This is a genomic window from Arthrobacter ginsengisoli (assembly GCF_031456935.1).
In the GTDB taxonomy this organism is placed as follows: Bacteria; Actinomycetota; Actinomycetes; order Actinomycetales; family Micrococcaceae; genus Arthrobacter; species Arthrobacter ginsengisoli.
Genome location: NZ_JAVDVQ010000004.1, coordinates 132,913 through 155,198 on the forward strand (window position 1 = coordinate 132,913; position 22,286 = coordinate 155,198).

26 protein-coding genes are annotated in these 22,286 nt (G+C 67.2%); 12 read left to right on the forward strand and 14 right to left on the reverse strand.

What is annotated here, in order from left to right; translation table 11 throughout:
• Positions 1-100: 100 nt before the first annotated feature.
• Positions 101-547 (reverse strand): DUF1801 domain-containing protein, encoded by a 447-nt coding sequence (locus J2X01_RS06445; RefSeq protein ID WP_310051986.1) that lies wholly within the window; start codon positions 545-547, stop codon positions 101-103.
• A 65-nt stretch (positions 548-612) separates the two neighbouring features.
• Here J2X01_RS06445 and J2X01_RS06450 point away from each other — a divergent pair, with 65 nt between their 5' ends.
• Positions 613-1,473, forward strand: a complete 861-nt coding sequence (locus J2X01_RS06450) for a PhzF family protein (protein ID WP_310051990.1) — start codon at positions 613-615, stop codon at positions 1,471-1,473.
• A 199-nt stretch (positions 1,474-1,672) separates the two neighbouring features.
• Positions 1,673-2,299 (forward strand): FMN reductase, encoded by a 627-nt coding sequence (locus J2X01_RS06455; protein WP_310051994.1) that lies wholly within the window; start codon positions 1,673-1,675, stop codon positions 2,297-2,299.
• Between the two features lie 5 nt (positions 2,300-2,304).
• Here the strand turns inward: J2X01_RS06455 and J2X01_RS06460 are convergent, their stop codons facing one another.
• Positions 2,305-2,877: a hypothetical protein gene (locus J2X01_RS06460; protein ID WP_310051997.1), complete on the reverse strand. Its 573-nt coding sequence runs from the start codon at positions 2,875-2,877 to the stop codon at positions 2,305-2,307.
• Between the two features lie 4 nt (positions 2,878-2,881).
• A complete protein-coding gene (locus J2X01_RS06465) occupies positions 2,882-3,349 on the reverse strand; it encodes a hypothetical protein (protein ID WP_310052000.1) in 468 nt (155 codons plus the stop codon).
• Between the two features lie 635 nt (positions 3,350-3,984).
• Here J2X01_RS06465 and dnaB point away from each other — a divergent pair.
• Positions 3,985-5,367 (forward strand): replicative DNA helicase, encoded by a 1,383-nt coding sequence (dnaB, locus tag J2X01_RS06470; RefSeq protein WP_024367946.1) that lies wholly within the window; start codon positions 3,985-3,987, stop codon positions 5,365-5,367.
• A gap of 3 nt (positions 5,368-5,370) precedes the next feature.
• Here the strand turns inward: dnaB and J2X01_RS06475 are convergent, their stop codons facing one another.
• Positions 5,371-6,345, reverse strand: a complete 975-nt coding sequence (locus tag J2X01_RS06475) for an acyl-CoA thioesterase (protein ID WP_310052005.1) — start codon at positions 6,343-6,345, stop codon at positions 5,371-5,373.
• A 190-nt stretch (positions 6,346-6,535) separates the two neighbouring features.
• Positions 6,536-6,970: a DoxX family protein gene (locus tag J2X01_RS06480; protein WP_310052007.1), complete on the reverse strand. Its 435-nt coding sequence runs from the start codon at positions 6,968-6,970 to the stop codon at positions 6,536-6,538.
• Between the two features lie 147 nt (positions 6,971-7,117).
• Between J2X01_RS06480 and J2X01_RS06485 the strand changes: the two genes are divergently transcribed.
• The 3 genes from J2X01_RS06485 to J2X01_RS06495 all read left to right on the forward strand — a co-directional run bounded on the left by J2X01_RS06485 (position 7,118) and on the right by J2X01_RS06495 (position 9,596).
• Positions 7,118-8,473 carry an MATE family efflux transporter gene (locus tag J2X01_RS06485; RefSeq protein ID WP_310052009.1) on the forward strand — a complete coding sequence of 452 codons (1,356 nt, stop codon included), beginning with the start codon at positions 7,118-7,120 and terminating at the stop codon, positions 8,471-8,473.
• A gap of 76 nt (positions 8,474-8,549) precedes the next feature.
• Complete coding sequence (locus tag J2X01_RS06490; protein ID WP_310052011.1) at positions 8,550-9,143, forward strand: hypothetical protein; 594 nt, start codon at positions 8,550-8,552, stop codon at positions 9,141-9,143.
• A gap of 84 nt (positions 9,144-9,227) precedes the next feature.
• The gene (locus tag J2X01_RS06495; RefSeq protein ID WP_310052013.1) at positions 9,228-9,596 is read left to right on the forward strand and encodes a hypothetical protein; all 369 of its coding nucleotides are present in this window, start codon (positions 9,228-9,230) and stop codon (positions 9,594-9,596) included.
• Between the two features lie 9 nt (positions 9,597-9,605).
• Here the strand turns inward: J2X01_RS06495 and J2X01_RS06500 are convergent, their stop codons facing one another.
• Positions 9,606-10,148, reverse strand: a complete 543-nt coding sequence (locus J2X01_RS06500; RefSeq protein ID WP_310052016.1) for a CGNR zinc finger domain-containing protein — start codon at positions 10,146-10,148, stop codon at positions 9,606-9,608.
• A gap of 123 nt (positions 10,149-10,271) precedes the next feature.
• Between J2X01_RS06500 and J2X01_RS06505 the strand changes: the two genes are divergently transcribed.
• Both J2X01_RS06505 and J2X01_RS06510 read left to right on the forward strand, forming a co-directional pair.
• On the forward strand, positions 10,272-11,288 hold the full coding sequence (locus J2X01_RS06505) for an EamA family transporter (RefSeq protein WP_310052345.1): 1,017 nt from the start codon (positions 10,272-10,274) through the stop codon (positions 11,286-11,288).
• Positions 11,289-11,475: 187 nt separating this feature from the next.
• The gene (locus J2X01_RS06510; protein WP_310052018.1) at positions 11,476-11,748 is read left to right on the forward strand and encodes a DUF2277 domain-containing protein; all 273 of its coding nucleotides are present in this window, start codon (positions 11,476-11,478) and stop codon (positions 11,746-11,748) included.
• Between the two features lie 28 nt (positions 11,749-11,776).
• Here J2X01_RS06510 and J2X01_RS06515 read toward each other — a convergent pair whose 3' ends face one another.
• The 5 genes from J2X01_RS06515 to J2X01_RS06535 all read right to left on the reverse strand — a co-directional run bounded on the left by J2X01_RS06515 (position 11,777) and on the right by J2X01_RS06535 (position 16,067).
• A complete protein-coding gene (locus J2X01_RS06515; RefSeq protein WP_310052020.1) occupies positions 11,777-14,083 on the reverse strand; it encodes a heavy metal translocating P-type ATPase in 2,307 nt (768 codons plus the stop codon).
• A 31-nt stretch (positions 14,084-14,114) separates the two neighbouring features.
• A complete protein-coding gene (locus tag J2X01_RS06520) occupies positions 14,115-14,345 on the reverse strand; it encodes a heavy-metal-associated domain-containing protein (protein ID WP_310052022.1) in 231 nt (76 codons plus the stop codon).
• 58 nt (positions 14,346-14,403) lie between these two features.
• Complete coding sequence (locus J2X01_RS06525; RefSeq protein ID WP_310052027.1) at positions 14,404-14,751, reverse strand: metal-sensitive transcriptional regulator; 348 nt, start codon at positions 14,749-14,751, stop codon at positions 14,404-14,406.
• 234 nt (positions 14,752-14,985) lie between these two features.
• Positions 14,986-15,531 carry a DinB family protein gene (locus J2X01_RS06530; RefSeq protein ID WP_310052030.1) on the reverse strand — a complete coding sequence of 182 codons (546 nt, stop codon included), beginning with the start codon at positions 15,529-15,531 and terminating at the stop codon, positions 14,986-14,988.
• Positions 15,532-15,554: 23 nt separating this feature from the next.
• The gene (locus J2X01_RS06535; RefSeq protein ID WP_310052032.1) at positions 15,555-16,067 is read right to left on the reverse strand and encodes a universal stress protein; all 513 of its coding nucleotides are present in this window, start codon (positions 16,065-16,067) and stop codon (positions 15,555-15,557) included.
• Between the two features lie 184 nt (positions 16,068-16,251).
• Here J2X01_RS06535 and J2X01_RS06540 point away from each other — a divergent pair, with 184 nt between their 5' ends.
• The 3 genes from J2X01_RS06540 (at position 16,252) to J2X01_RS06550 (ending at position 17,953) form a co-directional block, all read left to right on the forward strand.
• Positions 16,252-16,452, forward strand: a complete 201-nt coding sequence (locus J2X01_RS06540; RefSeq protein ID WP_310052034.1) for a hypothetical protein — start codon at positions 16,252-16,254, stop codon at positions 16,450-16,452.
• A gap of 67 nt (positions 16,453-16,519) precedes the next feature.
• Complete coding sequence (locus J2X01_RS06545; RefSeq protein WP_374724940.1) at positions 16,520-17,659, forward strand: WD40/YVTN/BNR-like repeat-containing protein; 1,140 nt, start codon at positions 16,520-16,522, stop codon at positions 17,657-17,659.
• Between the two features lie 6 nt (positions 17,660-17,665).
• Positions 17,666-17,953: a MoaD/ThiS family protein gene (locus J2X01_RS06550; protein ID WP_310052036.1), complete on the forward strand. Its 288-nt coding sequence runs from the start codon at positions 17,666-17,668 to the stop codon at positions 17,951-17,953.
• A gap of 5 nt (positions 17,954-17,958) precedes the next feature.
• Here J2X01_RS06550 and J2X01_RS06555 read toward each other — a convergent pair whose 3' ends face one another.
• From J2X01_RS06555 to J2X01_RS06565, 3 genes are all read right to left on the reverse strand, one after another.
• Positions 17,959-18,198, reverse strand: coding sequence for a hypothetical protein (locus J2X01_RS06555; protein ID WP_310052038.1), 240 nt, complete (start codon positions 18,196-18,198; stop codon positions 17,959-17,961).
• A gap of 158 nt (positions 18,199-18,356) precedes the next feature.
• Positions 18,357-20,051, reverse strand: a complete 1,695-nt coding sequence (locus tag J2X01_RS06560) for an alpha-amylase family protein (protein ID WP_310052040.1) — start codon at positions 20,049-20,051, stop codon at positions 18,357-18,359.
• On the reverse strand, positions 20,048-21,043 hold the full coding sequence (locus J2X01_RS06565) for a TIGR03885 family FMN-dependent LLM class oxidoreductase (RefSeq protein WP_310052042.1): 996 nt from the start codon (positions 21,041-21,043) through the stop codon (positions 20,048-20,050). Before J2X01_RS06565 ends, J2X01_RS06560 begins: the two co-directional genes overlap by 4 nt.
• 105 nt (positions 21,044-21,148) lie before the next feature.
• On the opposite strand from J2X01_RS06565, the gene J2X01_RS06570 reads away from it, so the two are divergent.
• Positions 21,149-22,225 carry an ATP-dependent DNA ligase gene (locus tag J2X01_RS06570; protein WP_310052044.1) on the forward strand — a complete coding sequence of 359 codons (1,077 nt, stop codon included), beginning with the start codon at positions 21,149-21,151 and terminating at the stop codon, positions 22,223-22,225.
• Positions 22,226-22,286 lie beyond the last annotated feature (61 nt).

Sequence of the window (22,286 nt, forward strand, 5' to 3'; positions counted from 1 at the left end):
CCTTTACCGGCTCCGCAGTCCTGAACTGCTGGAAGGCCCCCGCCTTCGGATTCCTTTTCGGAACCGGACGCGGGGGCCTTCTGCCTTGAGTCCGGCGAGCCTAGGCGTGGTGCAGGACCGTTGTCACATGCCGGTAGCCGTTCCGGATCAGCTCGGTGAGCACCGCCTCGTCGACGTCGTCGAGCTTGTTGACATAGAGGCACCCGGCGCCGGTCTTGTGCTTCCCCAGCCGTGCCAACAGGGCGGCCGACTCCGGCCCGTAAGTTAGCCCGTAGAGAGACAGATTGGCTTTCCGCGGCGAGAACCCGACGGCTGGCGCGTCTCCCTCACGGCCGCTCGCGTATTTGTAGTGGTAGCGGCCGAATCCGACAATTGTTGGGCCCCACATCACCGCTGGCTGCCCGGTGAACTCGGCCATGAGCGCCAGCAGCCGGAGCCCGTCCCTGTGCCGGACGGGATGCTCGACGGCGGCGAGGAAATCCTCGACGGACGCACCGGTTGCCGTGGTTTTGTTCTCGGTTTTGTTCAGGGTCTTGTTCACAGCCATGCGGGAAGTCTCGCAGACCCCGGCATGCTTGTCAGCCGCACCACGGCCGGTGATAGCCTGCGGCAGTGACCTCGAATGCCGCACCCGCGCCCCTCCTCCGCCCCTTCGCCCAAGTCGACGTTTTCTCGGCCGAGCCCTACCGGGGTAATCCCCTGGCTGTTGTCGTCGATGCCGCGGGCCTTGCATCCGGCGTGATGCAACGGTTCGCCAACTGGACCAATCTCGCGGAGACCGCCTTCCTGCTGCCTCCCAGCGATCCCGGGGCGGACTACCGGGTCAGGATCTTCACAGGCAGCGAAGAATTCCCCTTTGCCGGCCACCCCACCCTCGGCTCTGCGCATGCCTGGCTCGAGGCCGGCGGCATACCCCGCCAGGACGGGATGCTGGTCCAAGAGTGCGGGGCCGGACTCGTCAGGGTTAAGCGCGACGGCGGCCGGCTGGCGTTCGCAGCCCCGCCCCTGACCCGCTCGGGGCCGGTGGCAGAGGCGGACCTCGCGCGCATCGCCGCCGGCCTCAGGATGCCGCGGGAGGCCCTGCTGGATGCGTCCTGGCTGGTCAACGGCCCGGAATGGATTGGTGTGCTGCTGGAGTCGGCGGAAGTGGTGCTCGCCATCAGGCCTGATTTCGCAGCCATGGCGGGACTTAAGGTCGGCGTGATCGGCCCCCACGCCGCCGGATCGGAAGTCGGCTTCGAGGTGCGCGCGTTCATCCCGGGCGACGCCGCGGCGGAGGACCCGGTCACCGGCAGCTTCAACGCCGGCGCGGCCCAGTGGCTGATCCGCAGCGGCCGGGCCCCGGAGTCCTATGTTGCGGCGCAGGGAACGGTGCTGGGGCGTTCCGGCCGTATCCATGTCGACACGGCGGGGGATGACATCTGGGTTGGCGGGAGCTCGGCGAGCTGCATCGAGGGGTTCGTCCTGCTCTGAGTGGCCGGCCCGCGGCGCCGGCGTCAGTGCCTCCCGGCCACGTTGTGCTCTCAGTTTTGGTTGCCATTCCGTCGGTTTGGGGACCAAAAGTGATAGCGCAACGGGGCCGGGAATAAACCGCACCAACCCACGCTTCTCTAATTAGATGCAAACGCATGTATAAGCGTTTGTGGCCTGAATCAACTTGAGGAGCATCACCGTGGAATTCCGCCGCATCACCGTTCTTTCCGCCGGCCTCGGCGTCCCCTCGTCGAGCCGCCTGCTCGCCGACCAGCTGGCCGCCTCCGCGGAACGTCAACTGGCTGCTGCCGGCTACGCAGTCGACATCGACGTCGTGGAACTGCGCGACCTCGCCGTGGAGATTGCGAACAACTTCGTGACCGGCTATGCGGCACCGAAGCTGGCCGAGGTGATTGCCGGAGTTGAAGCCTCGGACGGCATCATCGCTGTCAGCCCGGTCTTCAGCGCTTCCTACAGCGGGCTCTTCAAGTCCTTTATCGACGTCCTGGACCCCAAATCGCTCGAGGGCAAGGCTGTCCTGCTGGGCGCCACCGCCGGAACGGACCGGCACCAGATGGTTTTGGACTTTGCCATGCGGCCCCTGTTCAATTACCTCCGGACCCGGACCGCCAACACTGCAGTCTTTGCCGGCCCCCAGGACTGGGGCAATAACGACGACGGCGGCTCACCCCTCTCGACGAGGATCGACAGGGCGGCGGCCGAGTTCACCGCTTTGCTGCAGGGCACGCAGCCGAAGCACAAGCAGGCCGCGCTGGAGTCGCTGCCGTTCGCAGAATTGCTCGCCGGTATTTCCGTCCGGCGCTGACCCGCTCAGTCCTCCAGGAGGGCGATGAATTCACGCGCCTGCTTGATGGAGATGTCCGAGTGGCGGGTGAGGGCCTCAGCGGCGGCTTCGGTGTCGCCGCTTCTGGCCAGGGTGCGGATCCTGCCGTAGATCTCGTCGTTGAGCATATTGCTGCTGACCTCACGAGTGACATCGCCCTTGCTGGCGATGGCGCGGTAGCGGTAGGGGAAGCGCTGCGGAGTGTCGTCGTCGTCCTCGCTGGGCGCCTCATCCGGGGCTTCGGGCCGGAAGGGCTGCGGGTGGGCGGCCAGGGCGCCCACGGCGTCCCGGGAGGCCCGCAGGCCGTCTCCAGTGGCCTCGAGGTACAGCTTGATGGCGGCCATGGCCTGCCCCTGCGCGATCAGCGCGTAAAGGCGGCGGTGCTGCTCCTGGCTGAGTTTCGCCGCGGCCGCACGCGCAAACTCGACCGGGTCGCGCTCAGGCTGGGGGGCCGCCTTGGGCCGGGACCTGGGGCCACGGCGGCCAAGGGCGCGTGCGCCCAGCAAAACGCCGGCACCAACGAACGCCAGAATCAGGAGGGGGATGAGCAGGGTTTCCATGAAGCTACAGCCGATCTACATATTTCTTGGCGGTCAAAAGATCTGAGTGGGTGGCCTGCCGCAGCAACTTGATGGCCTGGATCTTCTTGCCATCCCTGGCCAGCGACTGGAGTTGCAGCGCGAACTGCGGGTTCAATTGGCCGCCGGGCAACAAGGGCCCCTGGTAGCCGGGCTGCCCGACGGCGGGTGCCAAACCCGTCTGGGCGCGCAGTGCGCTACGGGCGTGATCGGCCTGCTGCGACTGCTGCTGTTCGTTCTGGCTGGGACGCGTGACTGCGTCCACGCGGGCGCGGGCGGCAGTGGCGGCCTGAACCTGCGCGGCATAGTGGGCCTGTGAACGCACCGCCAGCTCCTGTTGGTAGCGTTCCGCGTCGGAGATGCCGAAATCGCGTGGTTTCAGGGCTGTGGCGAACGCCCAGAGGACTGCTGCCAGGATGAGGGCAGGCAGTATGACTAGCAGTACATCGCCCATGTGACGAGCTTATGCCAGATCGCAGTTATCCACAGCACATTCCGCTATTGGCATGCCTTGCGCCGGTGGAGGCGGCCCGGCCGCTATCGGAATGAGGAACATCACGAAATGTGCACATTTGCAGCTCTTTGTGGCCTCATATGCCGCGACTATCCCCAGCCGCCCTCCACTGGCTGTGGATGAAGGGCGGCGAAAATTCTTTTATGTCCACAAGGTAAACCCAGTGTTTCCGCAGGTCAGCGCCTGATTACGCGAGCAACTATTTTTCTATCCACAGCTGTTCCCACAGGCTGTGCACAAGCAGGGGGTAGTAGTGCACAGCTTATCCACAGGGGCGGCGCCGGGCCGGGTTGGTGCCCGCCCGATCGGCGGCTAACGTTGCTGGATATCGAGCCGTGGATCCGGAAACCGCTGCTTCCGCACAACGCCTCTTGCTGTCATCCCGGTCACCGCATCGACGGGCCCGGCTGTGGACAACGTGGCGTGCGCGGTGGCAGCCAAAGTGTCGCAGCCGGCTGATAGTACTTAACCCGTCGGACCTACGCCGGCGTCGACGCCAGCGGGCACCATGGCCCGCGGCAACGCGTCGCCGGCGCACGGACGTACGTCGCGGCACACAATGGAGGACGGCAGTTTTGTCAGTTACGCATCTGGACTCAGTCGAGGGGACTCGTGGAGCCGAAGGCAGCCGCAAGCCGCCGCAGGACATTCCCGCCGAGCAGTCCGTCCTGGGCGGCATGATGCTGTCCAAGGACGCCATTGCCGACGTCGTCGAGATCCTGCGGGGCGTGGACTTCTACCGCCCCGCTCACGAGACGATCTACGAAGCCATCATCGATCTGTACGGCCGGGGCGAACCCGCCGACGCCGTCACTGTCTCCGACGAACTGACCAAGCGCGGCGAAATCAACCGGATCGGCGGCCCCGCCTACCTTCACGAACTCATCCAGACGGTTCCCACCGCCGCCAACGCCGGCTACTACGCCGAAATCGTGGGCGAACGCGCGGTGTTGCGCCGCCTGGTCAATGCCGGCACCAAGATCGTCCAGCTCGGCTACGGCCAGGACGGCGAGGTCGAAGACCTGGTAAACCAGGCGCAGGCCGAGATCTACGCCGTGGCGGAGCGCCGCACGGCCGAGGACTACGTTGTCCTCAAGGACGTGATGGAGTCCACCGTGGACGAGATCGAAGCGTCCGGCCACCGTGAGGAGGGAATGACGGGCGTTCCCACCGGCTTCTACGAGCTCGATGAGCTCACGCATGGCCTGCACCCCGGCCAGATGATCGTCATCGCGGCCCGCCCCGCCGTCGGCAAGTCAACCTTTGCTTTGGACTTCGCCCGGTCTGCGGCCATCAAGAACAACCTCGCCACCGTGATGTTCTCCCTGGAAATGGGCCGGAACGAGATCGCCATGCGTTTGCTGTCCGCCGAGGCCACGATCGGCCTCCAGGATCTGCGCAAGGGCACGATCAAGGACGAGCAGTGGTCCAAGATCGCGACGACGATGGGCCGGATGAATGACGCCCCGCTCTTTATCGACGACAGCCCCAACATGTCGCTGATGGAAATCCGGGCCAAGTGCCGCCGCCTGAAGCAGCAGCACGATCTCAAGCTCGTGATCCTCGACTACCTCCAGCTGATGAGCTCCGGCAAGAAGGTGGAGTCCCGCCAGCAGGAAGTCTCCGAGTTCTCCCGTGCGCTGAAGCTGCTGGCCAAGGAACTGCAGGTCCCGGTCATTGCCCTGTCGCAGCTGAACCGTGGTTCCGAGCAACGCCAGGACAAGCGCCCGATGGTCTCGGACCTGCGTGAGTCCGGCTCCATCGAGCAGGATGCCGACATGGTTATCCTGCTGCACCGCGAAGACGTCTATGACAAGGAATCGCCGCGCGCCGGCGAAGCGGACATCCTCATCGCCAAGCACCGTAACGGCCCTACCAAGGACATCGTGGTCGCCTTCCAGGGCCACTACTCGCGGTTCGCCAACATGGCGGCCGACGCCGGGGGCGGCGGCTTCTAGCAGCTACTCGCCAGCGGCCCGCAGCAGGTGGTTGGGCAGTCGGTTACCCGGTGCCCGGCCCCGGATTTCCAGCAGCTCGCGGGCATGCGCGTGCAGCCGCTTGTCCTCCTCGGACACCGGAACCCACTGCGGAACCGGGACGGACGTGCCGTGCTCGTCGCGTGCCACCATCACGGTCAGGCAGTAGGTGGTGAGGTGCAGCTCCCGACCCTTGGGGTCCCCCGAGCGGACATGGACCGCGATGTGCATGCCCTTGGTTCCGGTGTAGACCAGCCGGGCCTCAACTTCCACAACGTGGCCAATCAGCAGCGGCCGGTAGAAGCGCACGCCGCCGGAGAAGACGGCCACCGTGTCCATCCCGCAGTACCGCGAGGCGCAGACGTAGGCCGCTTCGTCGATCCATTTCATGACGATGCCGCCGTGCACCTTGCCGCCCCAGTTCACATCCGTGGGTGCGGCCATAAAGCGGAGCACCACATTTTCTGCGGTTCCGGCGTCCGTATATTCCTGCCCGCTCATGGCCTGGACGATGTCCTCGCGGACCTTGATCCGGGCCAGCGCGTGGTCGCGCAGTTCGATTTCTTCCGGGGTCACCGGCTCAAACTGCGGAACCGGGATGGGTTTCCCGTCGTCTCCAACGGCCACGAAGATCACCAGGCACTGACTGCGCATGGTGGCCGGGCCGCCCTTCGGGTCGCCCGAGGACACCACGGTGCGGATGTGCATGGAGGACCGGCCCGTGTAGACGATTGTTGCCTCGACTTCGACCATGTCGCCGCTGTTGACCGGGTCCGCGAAGTGGATGTTGCCCACGTACGCCGTTACACAGTACGATTTCGCCCAGCCGACCGCGGCCGCATAGGCGGCCTTGTCGACCCACTCAAGGACCGTGCCGGCGTCGACCGAACCGCTGTGGCCGACATCGGTGGGCGCCGCAAGGAAGCGCAGGGTCACGGCATTGGCGGCAGTCTCACTCATGGTGCGAGTTTACTGACCCGCGGGGGAAGCGTCGTGGCCCCCGACACAAACGCGGACCGGGGCGCCACACACGCGGCGGCCCGGACGGCCACCGGTGTTAATCCGCTGAGGGGCAGTCCGTTAAATGCGCGAGGGCGGGCGGTCACCGACAAGGTGACCTCCCGCCCTCGCCGTGTCGGCGGGCCTGGGACTAGGCCAGGACGCTGAGCTTGGAGCCGGTGCGGCCGAAGAGGACCTTGTCCACGGACACCTTGCCGGCGCCCACGAGGGCCACGGCCAGGGCGGCGGCGGCGAGGATCAGCACGAGTTCGTAGCCGCCCGTTTCGACATAGATTCCCGCCGGGGCATGGACCAGGAACAGGGCGCCGACCATGTTCACCGCGAGGAGCGCTGCGAACACGCGGGTGAGTACACCGAGGATCAGCGCGACGCCGCCGACAAGTTCCAGCGTGGCGACGACAGGCGCGACCATGTTGGCGGCCGGGACACCCATCTGGGTGAAGGCGGCCTGAGTGCCTGCAATGGTGAACTCGTTGAATTTCTGCCAGCCGTGGGCGGCGAAGAGGAATCCGGTGACGATGCGCAGGATTGTGCGGGCCGAAGTGGTGAGTGTGGGCTGGTTCATGAGGATACCGTTCTGACGTTGGGACCGGGGCGGGCAGGCCGCCGCGCGGATTTGGTTGAAGATTCAAGTTATATTCTCCCGTCACATACTTGAAAAGTCAACTAAGGCGACGCGGTGCGACGCCGCGAGTGCCGCTAGGGTGGTTCCGTGCCAGCCTCCGCCCCGACTCCCACCGCGCTCCCGTCCCCGGCAGGCCGCCGTCGGGAGATCCGGCGCCTGGCGGTCCCGGCCTTCGCTGCGCTGATCGCCGAACCACTATTCCTCCTCGCGGACGCCGCAATCGTCGGACACCTCGGCGTCGCCCAGCTTGCCGGCGTCGGGCTGGCCTCGGCCGTGTTGCATACAGCCGTGGGCCTGATGGTGTTCCTCGCCTATTCCACGACTCCGGCCGTGGCCCGGGCGGTCGGCAACGGCCAGCTGCGGAAGGCCCTAGCCGCAGGACGCGACGGCGTCTGGCTGGCCCTGCTACTCGGCGTCGCCCTTGCCGCAGCCGGTTTCCTGGCCGCCGATCCGCTCCTGGACTTGATGGGCGCCCGCGGTGAGGTGCGGATGTTTGCCGCGGACTACCTGCGCTGGTCGATGCCCGGTCTCGTGGCGATGCTGCTCATCTTTGCCGGCACCGGCGTGCTGCGGGGCCTGCAGGACACACGCACTCCGCTGTTGGTCGCGGCCGCCGGATTCACGCTGAACATCGTGCTCAACCTCTTCCTGGTCTACGGGCTGCAGCTGTCCGTCGCCGGCTCGGCAATCGGCACCAGCATCGCCCAATGGGCCATGGCCCTGGTCTACGTGGCGATGGTGCAGCGCAACGCCCGCAGCCATGGCGTGCCCCTGCTGCCGGACTGGCACGGCATCCGGCGGCTGACTAAAGTGGGTTCGTGGCTGATGCTGCGGACGCTCAGCCTGCGCATCGCGATCCTCGCCACCGTTGTGGTGGTCACAGCCCAGGGACCGGTCAACCTGGCCGCCCACCAGCTCGCGATGACCATCTTCACCTTCCTTGCCTTCGCGCTCGATGCCCTTGCGATTGCCGCGCAGGCCCTGATCGGCAAGGAACTTGGCGCTTCCCGCCCCGCCGCAGCGCGGGAGCTCACCGCAACCATGGTCCACTGGGGTATTGGCTTCGGCGTGCTGACCGGAATCCTGCTCGCTGTCGCGGCACCGTGGGCGGGATCGCTCTTCACGTCCGACGCCGAGGTCCAGGGTGCGCTGGCCCTGGCGCTGTGGGTGCTCGCCGCCGGACAGCCGATCGCCGGCTATGTATTTGTCCTCGACGGTGTGCTGATCGGCGCGGGGGATGCGAAGTACCTGGCGATTGCCGGCGTCGTGAATCTCGCAGTGTATCTGCCGCTGCTGCTGGCGGTCCGGCAATCCGGGGTCGACGGCGGCGCTGGTCTGCTCTGGCTGTGGGCGGCGTTCTCGCTGGGCTATATGGCGGCCAGGGCCGTGACCCTGGGCCTGCGGGCGCGTACGGACCGGTGGATGGTGCTCGGCTCGCACTGAGTCGGCCCGGCCCGGCCCGCCCTGCCCCGCCGGGACCCCGGCGCGCACGGGTGCGGCTTCGAACTAAACTGGACGGGTGACTCTTCCCGAAGCCCCTGACGCCTCCACTGCCCTGCCCGCCGCAGCGGATCTCTGGAAACCCGTGCTGGTCCGGGCCGCCGTCGCGCTGGCATTCGGTGCACTGACCGTGTTCTGGGGTTCGCCGCCGCCGGCAGCCATGGGCTGGGCCGGCGGCCTCTACCTGCTGGCCACCGGCGTGGTGCTGCTCTGGAGCGTCGACAAAACCGGGCTCCGGCCCGCGTCACCTGCCGGCAAAATCCTTTCTGCCGCCGGCGCAGTGCTGACCGGAACGGGGGCCGCGGTCGGCCTCATCTCCGGAAGCCTGGTCTTTGGCGTGCTGGCAGCCGTGGGCTTGGGCCTCGCCGGCGCCGCAGAGCTCTACCTCGGCGTCACCAGCCGTGGCCGGTCGGTGCTCGCAGGCGATTGGATGGCCTCCGGCGCCGTCGGGCTGGGCACGGCAGGTCTGCTGCCCTTCTTCATCGACCTCGGTCCGCACGCCCTGCTCGGCGTCGCCGGCGGCGGAGCCATCATCAGCGGAGTGCTCTGGGTGCTCGCCGGACTGACCCTGCGCCATGATGCACAGGCCGTTTCCGCGAAGGCCGTAAACTAGTAGCGACAGGTTCTACCTTGCGTAGAACGATTGCGGCACCACAACTGCCACGCCGGGCGGCGTCGGCTGCAGGAGGAATGCACCTTGGCACAGCAGAAATCTGGAGAACCGCGCAAGCCGCGGACCTCGGTCAAGGGACCGCTCATGTTCTCCGCGTTCTGGGCGGTGCTGGCCTTCGTTGCCACCCTCATTTTCGCCTCCGGCGGCACCGCCAAGGCGCCCCGCTTTGACCTGGCCTTCACTGCCGCAGGCATCGCGTTCATCGTGATCCTGGTCGTGATTGCCATGCTTTCCATGGGCCATAAGCCCAACGACGAACACCTGGGCAAGGGTTCCGGCATTAACTTGAGCTCCAAGGACGCCGGCCACGGCAGCACCACCGCCCGGACGCGTTCGGACACCGGCGCCCCGGATGCGGGTTCCGGCGAGGACAGCGGCGACTCGCCCCGCTGACGCTGCCGTTCAGGACGCCGCCTTCCGGGCCCGATACGCCGCCACATGCGCTCGGTTCGCGCAGTTCCCGGTGTCGCAGTAGCGTTTGGAACGGTTCCGGCTGAGGTCCAGCACCACAGCGTTGCAGTCCTCGGCGGCGCACACCAGCAGGCGGTCCATTTCCTTGCTGCGGATCACATCCACCAAGGCCATGGCGGCCTCTGTGCTCATCCGCTGCGCCAGCGGCGCGTCCGGAGTGGTGGCGTGCAGGTGCCAGTCCCATTCATCGTGCTTGACCAGCTGGGGGAGTGCCCGCGCCTCCCGCAGCAGCCGGTTCACGGTCTTCACGGCGGCGGATTCGTCCTCCAGCCAGAGCGCCGCGAGCTCCCCGCGGAGACGATGCACGCTCTCCAGTTCAGCCGCGTCCCGGGTCCGTGAGCCGCTGAATCCCTCGGCTGTCAGGAACCGATCCAGGTCCTGGGTCGTGGCCAGTTGCTCTTCCCCATTGGCCACCGAGTTGATCAGGTTGACCACGGACCGGAGGGCAACTTCTGTGTCAGGGGCAAAAACCATCTTGACTCCTTACGTTGGCGTGGCGTACTGTCATGAGCATAACCCTATTTTACTCCTGACAGGAGGCAGCCTATGTCTGCCGCACGCCGCTCCGCCGAAGCACTGGCCGCGAACGATTCCGGAATGCCCGCCCCCGGAGCACTGGGTGTCAAAAAGACCGGCGCGGCGTCAGGATTCATGGCCTCGGGTTTGGGCGTGGCCTTGTTTTCGTCGGCGGTGTTCGGTCTCTCTGGCTCTTTTGCCAAGGCCTTGCTGGAGACTGGCTGGACCCCCGGGGCGGCTGTTACCGCCCGTCTCACAGCGGCTGCGCTGATCCTGGCAATTCCGGCCGCCTGGGCGCTGCATGGGCGCTGGCACCAGCTCAGGGACAATTGGCTCACGGTGCTGCTCTTCGGCCTGATCGGCGTCGCCGCCTGCCAGCTGTTCTACTTCAACGCGGTGGCCAGGCTTTCGGTGGGGGTTGCGCTGCTGCTGGAATACCTGGCTCCCGTGATCATCGTATTGTGGCTCTGGGCCGCCAGCCGGAGGCGTCCGCGGCCGCTGACGGTCGCCGGTACCCTGCTGTCCCTGGGCGGGCTGGTCCTGGTCCTGGACCTGACCGGAGCCGTCAGGATCGACGTCATCGGCGTGCTGTGGGGGCTTGCGGCTGCGGTCTGCCTTGCCATCTATTTCTTTATCACAGCCAAGCAGAACGACACCCTCCCGCCGATTGTCCTGGCCTCGGGCGGACTTGTGGTCGGCGCCGCCACCATGTGGCTTGCCGCGGGAACGGGCCTGCTGCCGATGGCATTCAGCATCGCCGACGTCCGCCTTGGCCCCTGGGTCACCCCCTGGTGGGTGGCGCTGGGCGGACTCGTGGTCCTGGCCACCGTCCTCGCCTACGTCGCCGGCATTGTGGCGGCGCGGGCACTCGGCTCGAAGGTGGCCTCCTTTGTCTCGCTGACCGAGGTGCTGTTCGCTGTCATCTGGGCGTGGCTGCTCCTCGGTGAACTGCCGGGCTCCATCCAGCTCGTGGGTGGGCTGTTGATTGTCGGCGGGGTCGTGCTGGTTCGGCTGGACGAGCTCCGGTCCCCTTCCGGTGCCGGGGCGCCCATGCCGGCAGCGCTGGAGCACGCGAACGACGTCGAACCCGTGCCCTAGGCAGGGTGCGAGCAAAACGGCCCGGACGCAATGCGTCCGGGCCGTTCGCGGAAAGCCCGGCCTCAGCTGGACGCGCTTTCCCAAGGGCTACCCAGACCCGAAAAAGTGTCGATGCGCACTCCTCCCGTCCGCCACCGCACGTTTCTGGCCCCTCGGTCCCGGGGCCGAAGGCACCTAGCATGGAGGTATGTGCCGAAACATCCGGACCCTCCACAATTTTGAACCCCATGCAACCACCGCGGAAGTGGAAGCAGCCGCGCTGCAGTACGTTCGCAAGATCAGCGGCAGCACCAAGCCGTCCAAGGCCAACGAAGAGGCCTTCAACCGGGCGGTGCATGAGATTGCCCATGCCACGCAGCATCTGCTCGACTCCCTGGTGACCCACGCCCCGGCAAAGGACCGCGGGGAGGAAGCTGCCAAGGCCAAAGCCAGGGCTGCCGTCCGCTTTGGTGCGGCCTGAGTGGCAGGCGCCAGCGGCGAGGTGCGGACTACTTGCCGAAGCTGCGCAGCCGCAGCGAGTTGGCCACCACCAGCACGGAACTGGCGGCCATGGCGGCGCCGGCGATCATCGGGTTGAGCAGCCCCAGGGCCGCCACCGGGATGCCGACGGCGTTGTAGAAGAAGGCCCAAAAGAGGTTCGTCTTAATGGTCGCCAAAGTCCGGCGCGACAGCTCGATGGCCTGGGCGACCTGGCCCAGTTCGTTGCCCATCACGGTCAGGTCGGCGGCCTCGATCGCAACATCGGCGCCGGAGCCCATCGCGATGCCCAGGTCCGCCTGGGCCAGCGCCGCGGCATCATTGATGCCGTCACCGGCCATGGCGACAGTGGCGCCGGCGGCCTGCAGCTTCCGCACCGCCTCGACCTTGCCCTCCGGCAGCACCCCCGCAAACACATCCTCCGCAGCGATGCCGACGGCGGCTGCCACCTGCGCGGCGACGGCGGCGTTGTCCCCGGTCAGGAGGATCGGCCGGAGACCGAGTCCGCGGAGCCGCGTGATCGCGGCTGCGGAGCCTGGCTTGAGCGTATCCCTCAGGCTGATGATGCCGGCTGGCTCACCGTCCACGGCGAGCCAGACCGCGGTTGCACCCGCGGCTTCGGCGGCGCTGAGGGCCTCCACTTGCGCGGCGGCGGTAGCAATGCCGTTCTGCTCCAGCCAGCCGGTACGCCCGGCCGTCACGAGCCGGCCCTCGACGGTGCCCTGGACTCCGCCGCCGGGCACGGAGCGGAAGCCGACGACGCCGGGAAGGGCGCCCGGGCCACCGCTGCTCCGCTCAGCCAACAGGGCCGAAGCAGCGATGGCGCGGGCGGCCGGGTGTTCAGATGCGGCCTCCACGGCCCCGGCCAGACGCAGCACGTCCGCCGGGTGGAACGGTCCGAACACGGCTGTGCCGTCGACGGCGAGGCGGCCGGTGGTTACGGTGCCGGTCTTGTCCAGCAGGATGGTATCAACGGTCCGCGTGTCCTCGAGAACCTGTGGGCCCCTGATCAGGATGCCCAGCTGTGCGCCCCGGCCTGTCCCGGCGAGCAGTCCCACCGGGGTGGCAAGGCCCAGGGCGCAAGGGCAAGCGATGACCAGCACAGCGACCGCGGCAGTGAACGCAGCGCGGAGTTCCGCACCGCTGATCGCCGGGCCGGCCGCGAGCAGCCACGCGCCAAAGGTCATCACGGCGATCGCCAGGACCACCGGCACGAACACGGCGCTGATCCGGTCAGCCAGTCGCGCGATCGGCGCCTTGCCGGACTGCGCCTGGGAGACCAGCCGACCCATCTGGGCCAGGGTCGTTTCGGCGCCAACGCGCGTGGCGCGGACGAGCAGCCGGCCGGACGTGTTGATAGTGGCGCCCGTCACCGGGCTGTCCGGTCCCACTTCCACCGGCACCGATTCGCCCGTCACCAGCGACGCGTCCACCGCGGAGGACCCGTCGACGACGACGCCGTCAGTCGCAATCTTCTCGCCCGGGCGAACCACGATGAGGTCGCCCGGCGCCAGCTGGTCGGCCGGGATCTGCAGCTCCTGGCCGTCGCGGAGGACGGTGGCATCCTTGGCGCCCAGGTTCAGCAGGGCCTTGAGGGCGTCTCCGGCCTTCTGCCTGGCATTGGCCTCCAGATAGCGGCCAAGCAGCAGGAAGGTGGTGACGACCGAGGCCACCTCGAAATAGAGTCCGCCCGAGCCCATCTCCATACTCTCCATTCCCGGCGGGGGAGCGGTCATCCACGGGTCCGCGAAGAGCTGCCAGGCCGAGAATACGTAGGCCGCAGCCACGCCGATGGAGACGAGTGTGTCCATTGTGGAGGACAGATGCCGGGCGTTGACGGCGGCGGCCCGGTGGAACGGCCACGCCGCCCAGGTCACCACCGGCAGGGCCAGGGCGCCTGCTACCCAGCCCCAGTGGGCGAATTGGAAGGCCGGGGACATCGACAGCAGGAACACCGGGATGGTGAGGATCGCCGCGAGGATCAGGCGGGGGCGGAGCCTGGCTGCCGGATGGGCTGCCGCGTCGTCGCCGCTGCGCACCGCGGGTTCGTCATGCCCGGGATACGGGGACAACGCACCTCCACGGACCCTCGCCTTATAGCCTGCCGCATCGACTGTGGCGGTGATCTGGGCGTCGGTGACGGCTGCGGGGACGCTCACGCGGGCCGAGTCCAGGGGCAGGTTGACGGTGGCCTCGACGCCGTCGAGCTTTCCGAGCTTGCGTTCGACGCGGCTGACGCAGGAAGCGCAGGTCATGCCCTCGATATCGAGCTCGATCACCCGCGTTCCCGGCTGGTCCAGCAGTTGCTCTCGACTCACGGTGTCCTGGTGGTGGTGTGCGGGGTGATGCTCAGGCCTGGTTGGCCACGACCAGGTAGCCGGCCTCGGCAACGGCCTCGCCGATCTCGGAGGCGGACAGGTCCCCGGCGGAGGTGATGGTGACCGTGGAGATGCCGCCTGAGTTGAGGTCGACATCGACCTGCTCGACGCCGGCCAGTGCCTCGAGTTCTTCGCTGACGGAGGAAATGCAGTGGGCGCAGGTCATGCCGGAGACGTTGACGGTAGTGGAAACGGTGCTCATGGCTTGCTCCTTGGGTTGGACTGGTTCTCAGCCCGACCGGTGGTGGGTGGTGGTGTCGCTACCGTAGCAGGCGGCCGATGGCCTCGGTGGCCTCTTTGACTTTGAGGTCGATCGCTTCGCCCCGCAGCTTGGCATCCGGTTCGGAGGCGGCGCCGACGACACAGTGGCCGATGTGCTCCTCGACCAGCCCGAGGCTGACCGCGTGCAGGGCTTTGGTGACGGCCGCGACCTGGGTGAGGATATCGATGCAGTACTTGTCCTCATCGACCATCCGGGCGATGCCGCGCACCTGGCCCTCGATCCGTTTGAGCCGCAGCAGGTAGGCGTCCTTGTTGGGGGAATAGCCGTGCTGCTGATGCGGCGCAGCGTCCGCGGGCGCCAGGACGGGAACTTCAGGCTCGTTCATGAGCCCAAGCTATACCCCATAGGGGTATAGCGCAAGTACCCCTGCGGGGTATCGGCTGCGGGTGCCGGGGTAAGAAGGTCCGGACACAAAAGAGCTCCGGAGTGCGTTATTGGGGGATACGCACTCCGGAGCGGTCTTTGGGCGGGCCAGTCGATGTCCCGCTTACGGAATTAAGCTTACTTGGCGGTCGGCGGAGAAAGCCAGCACCCCGAATAACTACTTTCGCTTTACTTTTTAAGGGCCGGTTGAGGTCCCCGGTGTGGCGTCGAGGGAGAGTTGGGCGGCGTGAAAATCGAAGTGCGCCACGGGGTAGGCATAGACGTCGGCCAGCGTCATGCTCTCTTTGAAGAACGGGTCCCAGCGGCTCGGGAAGTTCATCCGGCGGGCCAGGCCGGGTTCGGTTTCCCGCCGCAGCCGCCGTTCCAGCGCCGCAGTGACCCGGCGCAGCTTGGCGGCCATCCGCCGCCGGTTGAAGACGCGGGCGCCTGCTTTGGAGCCCCAGTAGTTGACGACGTCGAACGGTCCCGTTCCGGCGTTCAGGAGCCTGGCGAAACCGCGGTTGACCGGTAACGGCAGCCGGCCGAAAATCCGCACGAGCGGCAACAGGGCCAGCACCACAATGTAGCCGAACACCATGTGGTAGAGCAGTTCCTCGTTGCTCCAGCGGGTGCCGGCGCTGCGGCGACGAAGGGCAGCGGGTGACGCGCCCGCCAGCGTCGTGTCCAGTTCCGCGCAATTGCGCCGGTATCCGGCGATGACGGCGTCGCGGTCAAGCGCCATAGCGGCACCGGACACGGTCGGGGTCAGGAACCATGCTGTGTCCGGTGGTGAAGTGCGGCCCGGACCGGCACGATCAGGATCGGATGATCCTGATGGTGGCTAAGCCACGCGGCGATCGACCCGTTGAGGGCAGCGGAAATCCGGTGGCCCAGGCCGGGTTCCGGGGTGCCCACGATGATCATCGCGGCACCTGCCTCGGCGGCCAGCCGGCCCAGCGCCCGGGCCGGATCCCCTGCCAGCGTCCGCAGCGTCCAGTGGACGCCAAGGCCGTCGCAGGCCGAGCCGATGCTGTTCCGCAATTCCTGGGTCACGGCCCGGATTTCGGCGTTGTCAGTGTCCGGATGCAGCGAGAGCCGGTGCGCGGACCGCGCCGGATCCCACTCCACGAGGTAACTTGCCTCGTCCACATGGGCGCAGATCAGCGGCGCGGCGAGTTTCGAAGCCAGCGCCGCCGCCGTCTGCAGCACTTCGGGGCTCTGCCCTGGGAGCACGCCGACCACGAGGGGCGGCGGACCACTGGTGCTCTCGGCGGACATACTCCATTGTGGCGCCGGCCCGGCGGCCAGAACAGGGGCTTCTTCCCGGCTTGGAGCCGCCGGACCCGACCGCGGATGTGCCCTCTGCCCTGACGGCGGCGCTGAATGCGGCCAGAGCCAAGCGGCCCTTGAACGCCCCCCGCGCCGGGCCTAACGTTGAGGAACTGAGGAAAGGGTTACTGCTGTGGAAATCTTCATGTGGTGGTTGGATCTGGATCTGGCGAGTAAGGAGTGGCTGCGGGAAAACCTGCGCGCCACCGAGCTGCCGCTGCCCGTGCTGCAGGGCATTGCGGAAGCCGGAGGCCCCCGTCCGGATGCTGTTTCCGGGGTGCTCACAGACGCCGACTGGGACTTCATCGAGACGCAGTCCGAATTCGTGGACTGACATCGGAACAGCCAGCCCGTGGCATTTTTCATTGCGACCATCTGGCATGAGTGGTTCGATAAGGGGCATGGCTACCGCAGAGAGTTATGTCCTGGCGATCGGCACGAAAAAAGGTCTGTGGCTGGCGACCAGCCCGGACCGCAAAGACTGGTCGCTGTCCGGCCCGCATTTCCTCATGAGCGAGGTCCCCAGCATCGGCATCGACACCCGGGACGGACGGACCCGCATTCTGGTTGGCGTCCGTTCCGAGCACTGGGGTCCCACCGTGTTCCACTCCGACGACCTGGGCGAAACGTGGAATGAGCCCGAGGAGGGCGCCATCCGGTTTCCCGAGGGCACAGATGCCGCCCTGGAACGCGTTTGGCAGATCCACCCTGACGCCGCGTCACGTCCCGGCGTCGTCTGGGCCGGCTGCGAGCCGATCTCGGTCTGGAAATCCACCGACGGCGGCGAACACTTCGAACTCAACCGCGGACTCTGGGACCACCCGCACCGGGGCGAATGGGGAGCGGGCTACGGCGGCGCCGCGGCGCACTCCATCGTCATCGACGACACAGGCCAGAAGGTGCACGTCGCCATGAGCACCGGCGGGGTCTACCGCTCGCTCGACGGCGGAAGCTCCTGGGAGCCGCGCAACAAGGGAATTTCGGCCTACTTCATGCCTGACCCCAACCCTGAGTTTGGTCAGTGCGTGCACAAGATCGCGGCGGATGCCGCCATCGACGGCCGCCTCTACGCACAGAACCACCACGGGGTCTACCGCAGCGACGACGACGCCGAGAACTGGGAATCAATCGCGGAAGGCCTGCCGGCGGATTTCGGGTTCGTGATGCTTACCCACCCCCGCCGGGCCGGCACCGCCTGGGTGGTCCCGCTCAAGGCGGACGGCGAAAGGATCCCGCCGGAGGGCAAACTCGCCGTCCACCGGACCGACGACGCGGGTGCGAGCTGGAAGCGGCTGGACAACGGACTGCCCGGAGCGGAATTCAACTCCGTGCTGCGGGACGCCGCCTGCGTCGACGCGGCCGACCCGGCCGGCGTGTACTTCGGCACGCGCGGCGGCAGCGTCTATGCCAGCGCAGACGAGGGGGAGCACTTCGCCGAGGTGGCGTCGCACCTGCCGGACGTGCTCTGCGTGCGGGCCGCGGCCGTCTCCCCGGCTTTCGCTTCCGGTTCCGCGGGGCCCCGCGCCGTTACGAACGCCTGAGGCCCCGTGGCCGGGATCAGTGTGGTGTTGCCCAGTGTGCTCCAGCCGCTGGCCGGCGGGCAGTCCTTCCTGACTGCGCCCGCAGACACGGCGGTGACGGTGGAGGGTGTGCTGGACCTGGTGGCCGGGGAGTACCCGGCCCTGTCGAGGCGGTTGCGGGATGAGACCGGGGCGGTCAGACGTTACGTGAATATCTACGTCAACGGGAATGAGATCCGCCGCTTGCAGGGCCTGTCGACCGAGGTATCCCCGGGCGAGGAGGTCCTGATCATCCAGTCCGTCGCGGGGGGCTAGCAGTCTCAGGCAACCCGCCAGAGGCTGCATTCGTCGGTGTTGATGGCCTTCCGGGTGCCGGACTGCCGGTCCATGATCCAGACGACGCCGATCCCGGGCGCGGTTTCCTGGACACTGCCGCGCCGGATCACGACGTCGTCGTAATTCGGCCCGACCTTCAGGCGCGCCTCGATTTCGTCACCGCGGTGCAGCTGATCCAGGGCGCGGATGCGGCTTACTACATGGGCTTTGGCTTCCTTCAACATGGCGGGGGGCCTCCTGGACTGGAGAGTGGTGCCTGCTCTTGCCGGCACTTCCAGTGTCCAGCGCCAATGTTGCGGCTGCGTTTCGGCCCGGTAAGACGTGGGTAAGCGTTCGACGCCGGCGCTGTTACCCAGCGTCGAACCTCCGGCGCGGCCCGGCCTTACGGGATGTGTCGTTCACCCGGTCGCTGGATCCGGAACCAGCGGTAGCCGTAGCGGTCCAGCTCCAGCTCGAAGCCGCCGTCGTCCGCGAGTTCGATGTCGTGACCAGCCAGTAGGTCCCGCAGATAGGCGCCCCCGAAGCCTGTCTGCGCGTCCCCGGCAGAAGCCACGTTCGCGGCCACCGAGGCAGGTTCGGCCCCGAAGTTGTGCGCCAAGACGACGGTTGAGCCGTCCCAGGAACAGCGGTGCAGCAGCACCTTCGCCGCGTCGTGTTTGATGAGCTCGAAGTCGCCCCATCCCAGTTCCGGACTTTCCCGGTAGCGCTGGATCAGGGTGGCGATAAAGTTCCAGAGCGACTCCGGGTCCCGCTTCGCCGCGGCGGCGTTGATGTTCTTCGGCCCGAAATATCCATCCACCACGTGGGCCACGAGATCCTCCGCGGGGGCGGTCGAAAAGCCGCCGTTCCGGGTGTCGTTCCATTGCATGGGGGACCGCACAGCGGAGCGGCCCTTCGCCGAGAGGTCCTCGCCCATGCCGATCTCCTCGCCGTAGAAAAGCACCGGGGTCCCGGGCAGTGCGAACATCAGGGAGTAAACCATGCGGATCCGGGCCGGGTCGCCGTTGAGCATGGTGGGCAGCCGGCGGCGCAGGCCGCGGCCGTACATCTGCATGTCCTCTTCAGGCCCGAACGCGGCAAAAACTTCCTCACGTTCGGCGTCGCTGAGTTTGTCCAAGGTCAGCTCGTCGTGGTTGCGGACAAACACGGCCCACTGGTTGTCCGGATGGATCTTCGGGCGGGAACTGAGTGACTTTTCCAGCGGCCGGGCATCCTCGCGGGCGAGGGACAGGTAGATGTTCTGCATGGACAGGAAGTCGAACTGCATGTTCAGCTCGTTGCCGGCCGCGCCGCCGAAGTACTTCAACTGGTCTTTGTAGGGCAGGTTGACCTCGCCCAGCAGCAGGCCGCTGCCGTTGCGACGGTTGAGGAAGCTGCGGAGCGCGCTGAGGTAGTCGTGCGGATCGACCTGTGCCGCGTCTTCTTTGGACGTGCCCTGCAGCTCGAGAAAGAACGGGACCGCGTCCAGCCGGAAGCCGTCCAGCCCCAGCTGCAGCCAGAACCCCATCGACTTGGCGATCTCGTCCCGCACCAACGGGTTCGCCACATTCAGGTCCGGCTGGTGCTTGGCGAACATGTGCAGGTACCACTCACCGGTGGCCTTGTCGCGGGTCCAGATGGACGTTTCCTCGCCGGGGAACACCACCTGCTCCGATGTGTCCGGCGGGGGGTCCTTGCGCCAGACGTAGTAATCGCGAAACGGGTTGTCCACCGACTTGCGGGCCTGAACGAACCAGGGGTGCTTGTCCGAGGTGTGGTTGAGGACGAAGTCCGCGATCACCCGCATTCCCCGGTCCTTCGCGGTCCGGATGAACTCCACCACGTCGCCCAGGTTGCCCAGCCGCCGGTCGACGCCGTACAAATCCGTGACGTCGTAGCCGTCGTCCTTGTCCGGGGTGGGGTAGAACGGCATCAGCCAGATGCACGTCACTCCCAGGGCCGCGAGGTAGTCCACGCGCTGGATCAGGCCGCCGAAATCCCCGGTGCCGTCGCCGTCGCCGTCGAAGAATGTCTCTGGATCCAGGCAGTAGATGACGGCGTTCTTCCACCAGAGGTCCGAGGTCTGGGCAATTCTCACAGCAGCACCTCCCGGTCCTGCCGCGGGCTGCCGGACCCTCGAAGTTGCGGCAGCACGTGTTCCGCGAAGGCATCGATGAACGGCGCCTGGTCCTGCCCGACGAAATGCAGGTACAGCTCGTCAAAACCGAGGGCAACGTAGTCGGCGAGCCACTGCGCGTGCTGCCCGGTGTCCGCGGAGATATTCACGACATTCCGGACCTGGTCCTCGCTGACGTCGGCGCTGACGCCGTCGAAGTGGGCCGCCGTCGGGAGATCCCAGGGGATCGGCGGGGCGAATACGTTGCCGCGCCACTGGTCCATGGCAACCGCGACGGCTTCCTGCGCCGTCGGCGCCCAGGACAAGTGCACCTGCAGCACCGCTTTGCCGCGGCCGCCGGCGTCGCGGTAGGCGGTGAGCATGTCCTTCAGTTTCGCGTGCGGCTGGTTCACCGTGACCAGCCCATCCGCCCAGGCCGCACCGCGGCGCGCTGTTTCCACGCTAACGGCCGGAGCGATCAATGGTGGTTTGATCTCCGGCACATCCCAGATCCTGGCCTGCCGGACAGTGACTAGACCGTCCCGGGTCACTTCCTTTCCGGCGTGGAGTTCGCGGATGATCTGCACGGCTTCCTCGAGGCGCCGCTGCCGCGTCGCCTTGTCCGGCCAGGCCTCCCCGGTGACGTGCTCGTTCATGTACTCGCCGCTGCCCGGCGCCAGCCAGAACCGGCCCGGAAACATGTCCGCCAGCGTGGCCGAAGCGTGCGCGATAATGGCCGGGTGGTAGCGCTGGCCCGGCGCCGTCACGACGCCCAGGCGCAGCTTGGTGGTGGCAAGGGCGGCCCCCAGCCAGGACCAGGCGAAGCCGGAATGGCCCTGCCGGGCGGACCAAGGCTCGATGTGGTCCGAGCACATGGCGGCGTCAAAGCCCGCCTGCTCCGCCAGCTGAACGTCCCTGAGGAGCTGGCCGGGACTGATCTGTTCGTGCGAAGCGTGGAAGCCGATGGTAGCCATCGTTCATGTCTACCGCCGGCCCGGCCGGTTGTCGAGGAAAGCCCTGGCCGGTGCGCTCTGCCCGCGCTCTGGCGGTCAGCCGGATGCCGGACCAGAATGGGGCCTATGCAACTGCCGCTGATGCCCCCGATCGCGCCGATGCTGGCGAAGTCCGTGACTGCCCTGCCCGAGGGCCCGGTGATGTTCGAGCCGAAGTGGGACGGGTTCCGGTCCATCATCTTCCGCGACGGCGGGGAGGTGGAGATCGGCAGCCGCAACGGCAAGCCCCTGACCCGCTACTTCCCTGAACTCGTCGAAGCGCTGAAGGCCAACCTCCCGCCGCGCTGCGTGCTCGACGGCGAGATCATCATGGTCGGCGCCTCCGGCGACCGGCTCGACTTCGACACCCTGCAGCAACGGATCCATCCGGCCGCGAGCCGGGTCCGGCTGCTGGCCGAACAGACCCCGGCGAGGTTTGTCGCATTCGACCTGTTGGCCCTCGACGACGAGGACCTCACGGCGCGTCCCTTTGCCGAGCGGCGCCAGGCGTTGGAGCGGGTGCTTGCCGGGAGTGCGGCCCCGATCCACCTGACGGCCGCGACGCGGGACAGGGCAACCGCGGAGGACTGGTTCCACCAGTTCGAGGGGGCCGGGCTGGACGGGATCGTGGCCAAACCGCTGGACGGGCCGTATCTGCCGGACAAACGCACCATGTTCAAGCTCAAGCACGAACGCACCGCCGACTGCGTCCTCGCCGGGTACCGCGTGCACACCTCCGGGCCGGACCGGATCGGCTCACTGCTGCTGGGGCTCTACGGCGACGACGGCGCACTCGCCAATGTGGGTGTGGTGGGGGCCTTTCCGATGCAGCGCCGGAAGGAACTCTTCGAGGAACTCCAGCCGCTCGTGACCAGCCTCGAGGAACACCCCTGGGACTGGGCCCGGCAGGCGGACGGAACCCGGACGCCGCGCAATGCCGAGGGCAGCCGGTGGAGCGGAGGAAAGGACCTCTCGTTCACCCCGCTCCGTCCGGACCGTGTGGTCGAAGTGAAATACGACCACATGGAAGGCGAACGGTTCCGGCACACGACGCAGTTTGTCCGCTGGCGCCCGGACCGTGACCCGCGGTCGTGCACCTACGAACAGCTGGAGGAACCGGTCAGGTTCGATCTGGCTGCAGTGCTGGGGACGGGCAGGGAATAGCCGAGACGCGGAAAGCCCGGCGTGTCCTGTGAACACGCCGGGCTTCCGGTGGTGCGGCCCG

What these genes read in the sequence shown, in the direction of transcription:
- J2X01_RS06445 (WP_310051986.1), bottom strand. Translation starts at nt 547, where the DNA reads ATGGCTGTGAACAAGACCCTGAACAAAACCGAGAACAAAACCACGGCA.
- J2X01_RS06460 (WP_310051997.1), bottom strand. Translation starts at nt 2,877, where the DNA reads ATGGAAACCCTGCTCATCCCCCTCCTGATTCTGGCGTTCGTTGGTGCC.
- J2X01_RS06465 (WP_310052000.1), bottom strand. Translation starts at nt 3,349, where the DNA reads ATGGGCGATGTACTGCTAGTCATACTGCCTGCCCTCATCCTGGCAGCA.
- J2X01_RS06475 (WP_310052005.1), bottom strand. Translation starts at nt 6,345, where the DNA reads ATGAGTGAGACTGCCGCCAATGCCGTGACCCTGCGCTTCCTTGCGGCG.
- J2X01_RS06480 (WP_310052007.1), bottom strand. Translation starts at nt 6,970, where the DNA reads ATGAACCAGCCCACACTCACCACTTCGGCCCGCACAATCCTGCGCATC.
- J2X01_RS06500 (WP_310052016.1), bottom strand. Translation starts at nt 10,148, where the DNA reads ATGGTTTTTGCCCCTGACACAGAAGTTGCCCTCCGGTCCGTGGTCAAC.
- J2X01_RS06505 (WP_310052345.1), top strand. Translation starts at nt 10,272, where the DNA reads ATGCCCGCCCCCGGAGCACTGGGTGTCAAAAAGACCGGCGCGGCGTCA.
- J2X01_RS06510 (WP_310052018.1), top strand. Translation starts at nt 11,476, where the DNA reads ATGTGCCGAAACATCCGGACCCTCCACAATTTTGAACCCCATGCAACC.
- J2X01_RS06520 (WP_310052022.1), bottom strand. Translation starts at nt 14,345, where the DNA reads ATGAGCACCGTTTCCACTACCGTCAACGTCTCCGGCATGACCTGCGCC.
- J2X01_RS06525 (WP_310052027.1), bottom strand. Translation starts at nt 14,751, where the DNA reads ATGAACGAGCCTGAAGTTCCCGTCCTGGCGCCCGCGGACGCTGCGCCG.
- J2X01_RS06530 (WP_310052030.1), bottom strand. Translation starts at nt 15,531, where the DNA reads ATGGCGCTTGACCGCGACGCCGTCATCGCCGGATACCGGCGCAATTGC.
- J2X01_RS06535 (WP_310052032.1), bottom strand. Translation starts at nt 16,067, where the DNA reads ATGTCCGCCGAGAGCACCAGTGGTCCGCCGCCCCTCGTGGTCGGCGTG.
- J2X01_RS06545 (WP_374724940.1), top strand. Translation starts at nt 16,520, where the DNA reads ATGGCTACCGCAGAGAGTTATGTCCTGGCGATCGGCACGAAAAAAGGT.
- J2X01_RS06555 (WP_310052038.1), bottom strand. Translation starts at nt 18,198, where the DNA reads ATGTTGAAGGAAGCCAAAGCCCATGTAGTAAGCCGCATCCGCGCCCTG.
- J2X01_RS06565 (WP_310052042.1), bottom strand. Translation starts at nt 21,043, where the DNA reads ATGGCTACCATCGGCTTCCACGCTTCGCACGAACAGATCAGTCCCGGC.
- J2X01_RS06570 (WP_310052044.1), top strand. Translation starts at nt 21,149, where the DNA reads ATGCAACTGCCGCTGATGCCCCCGATCGCGCCGATGCTGGCGAAGTCC.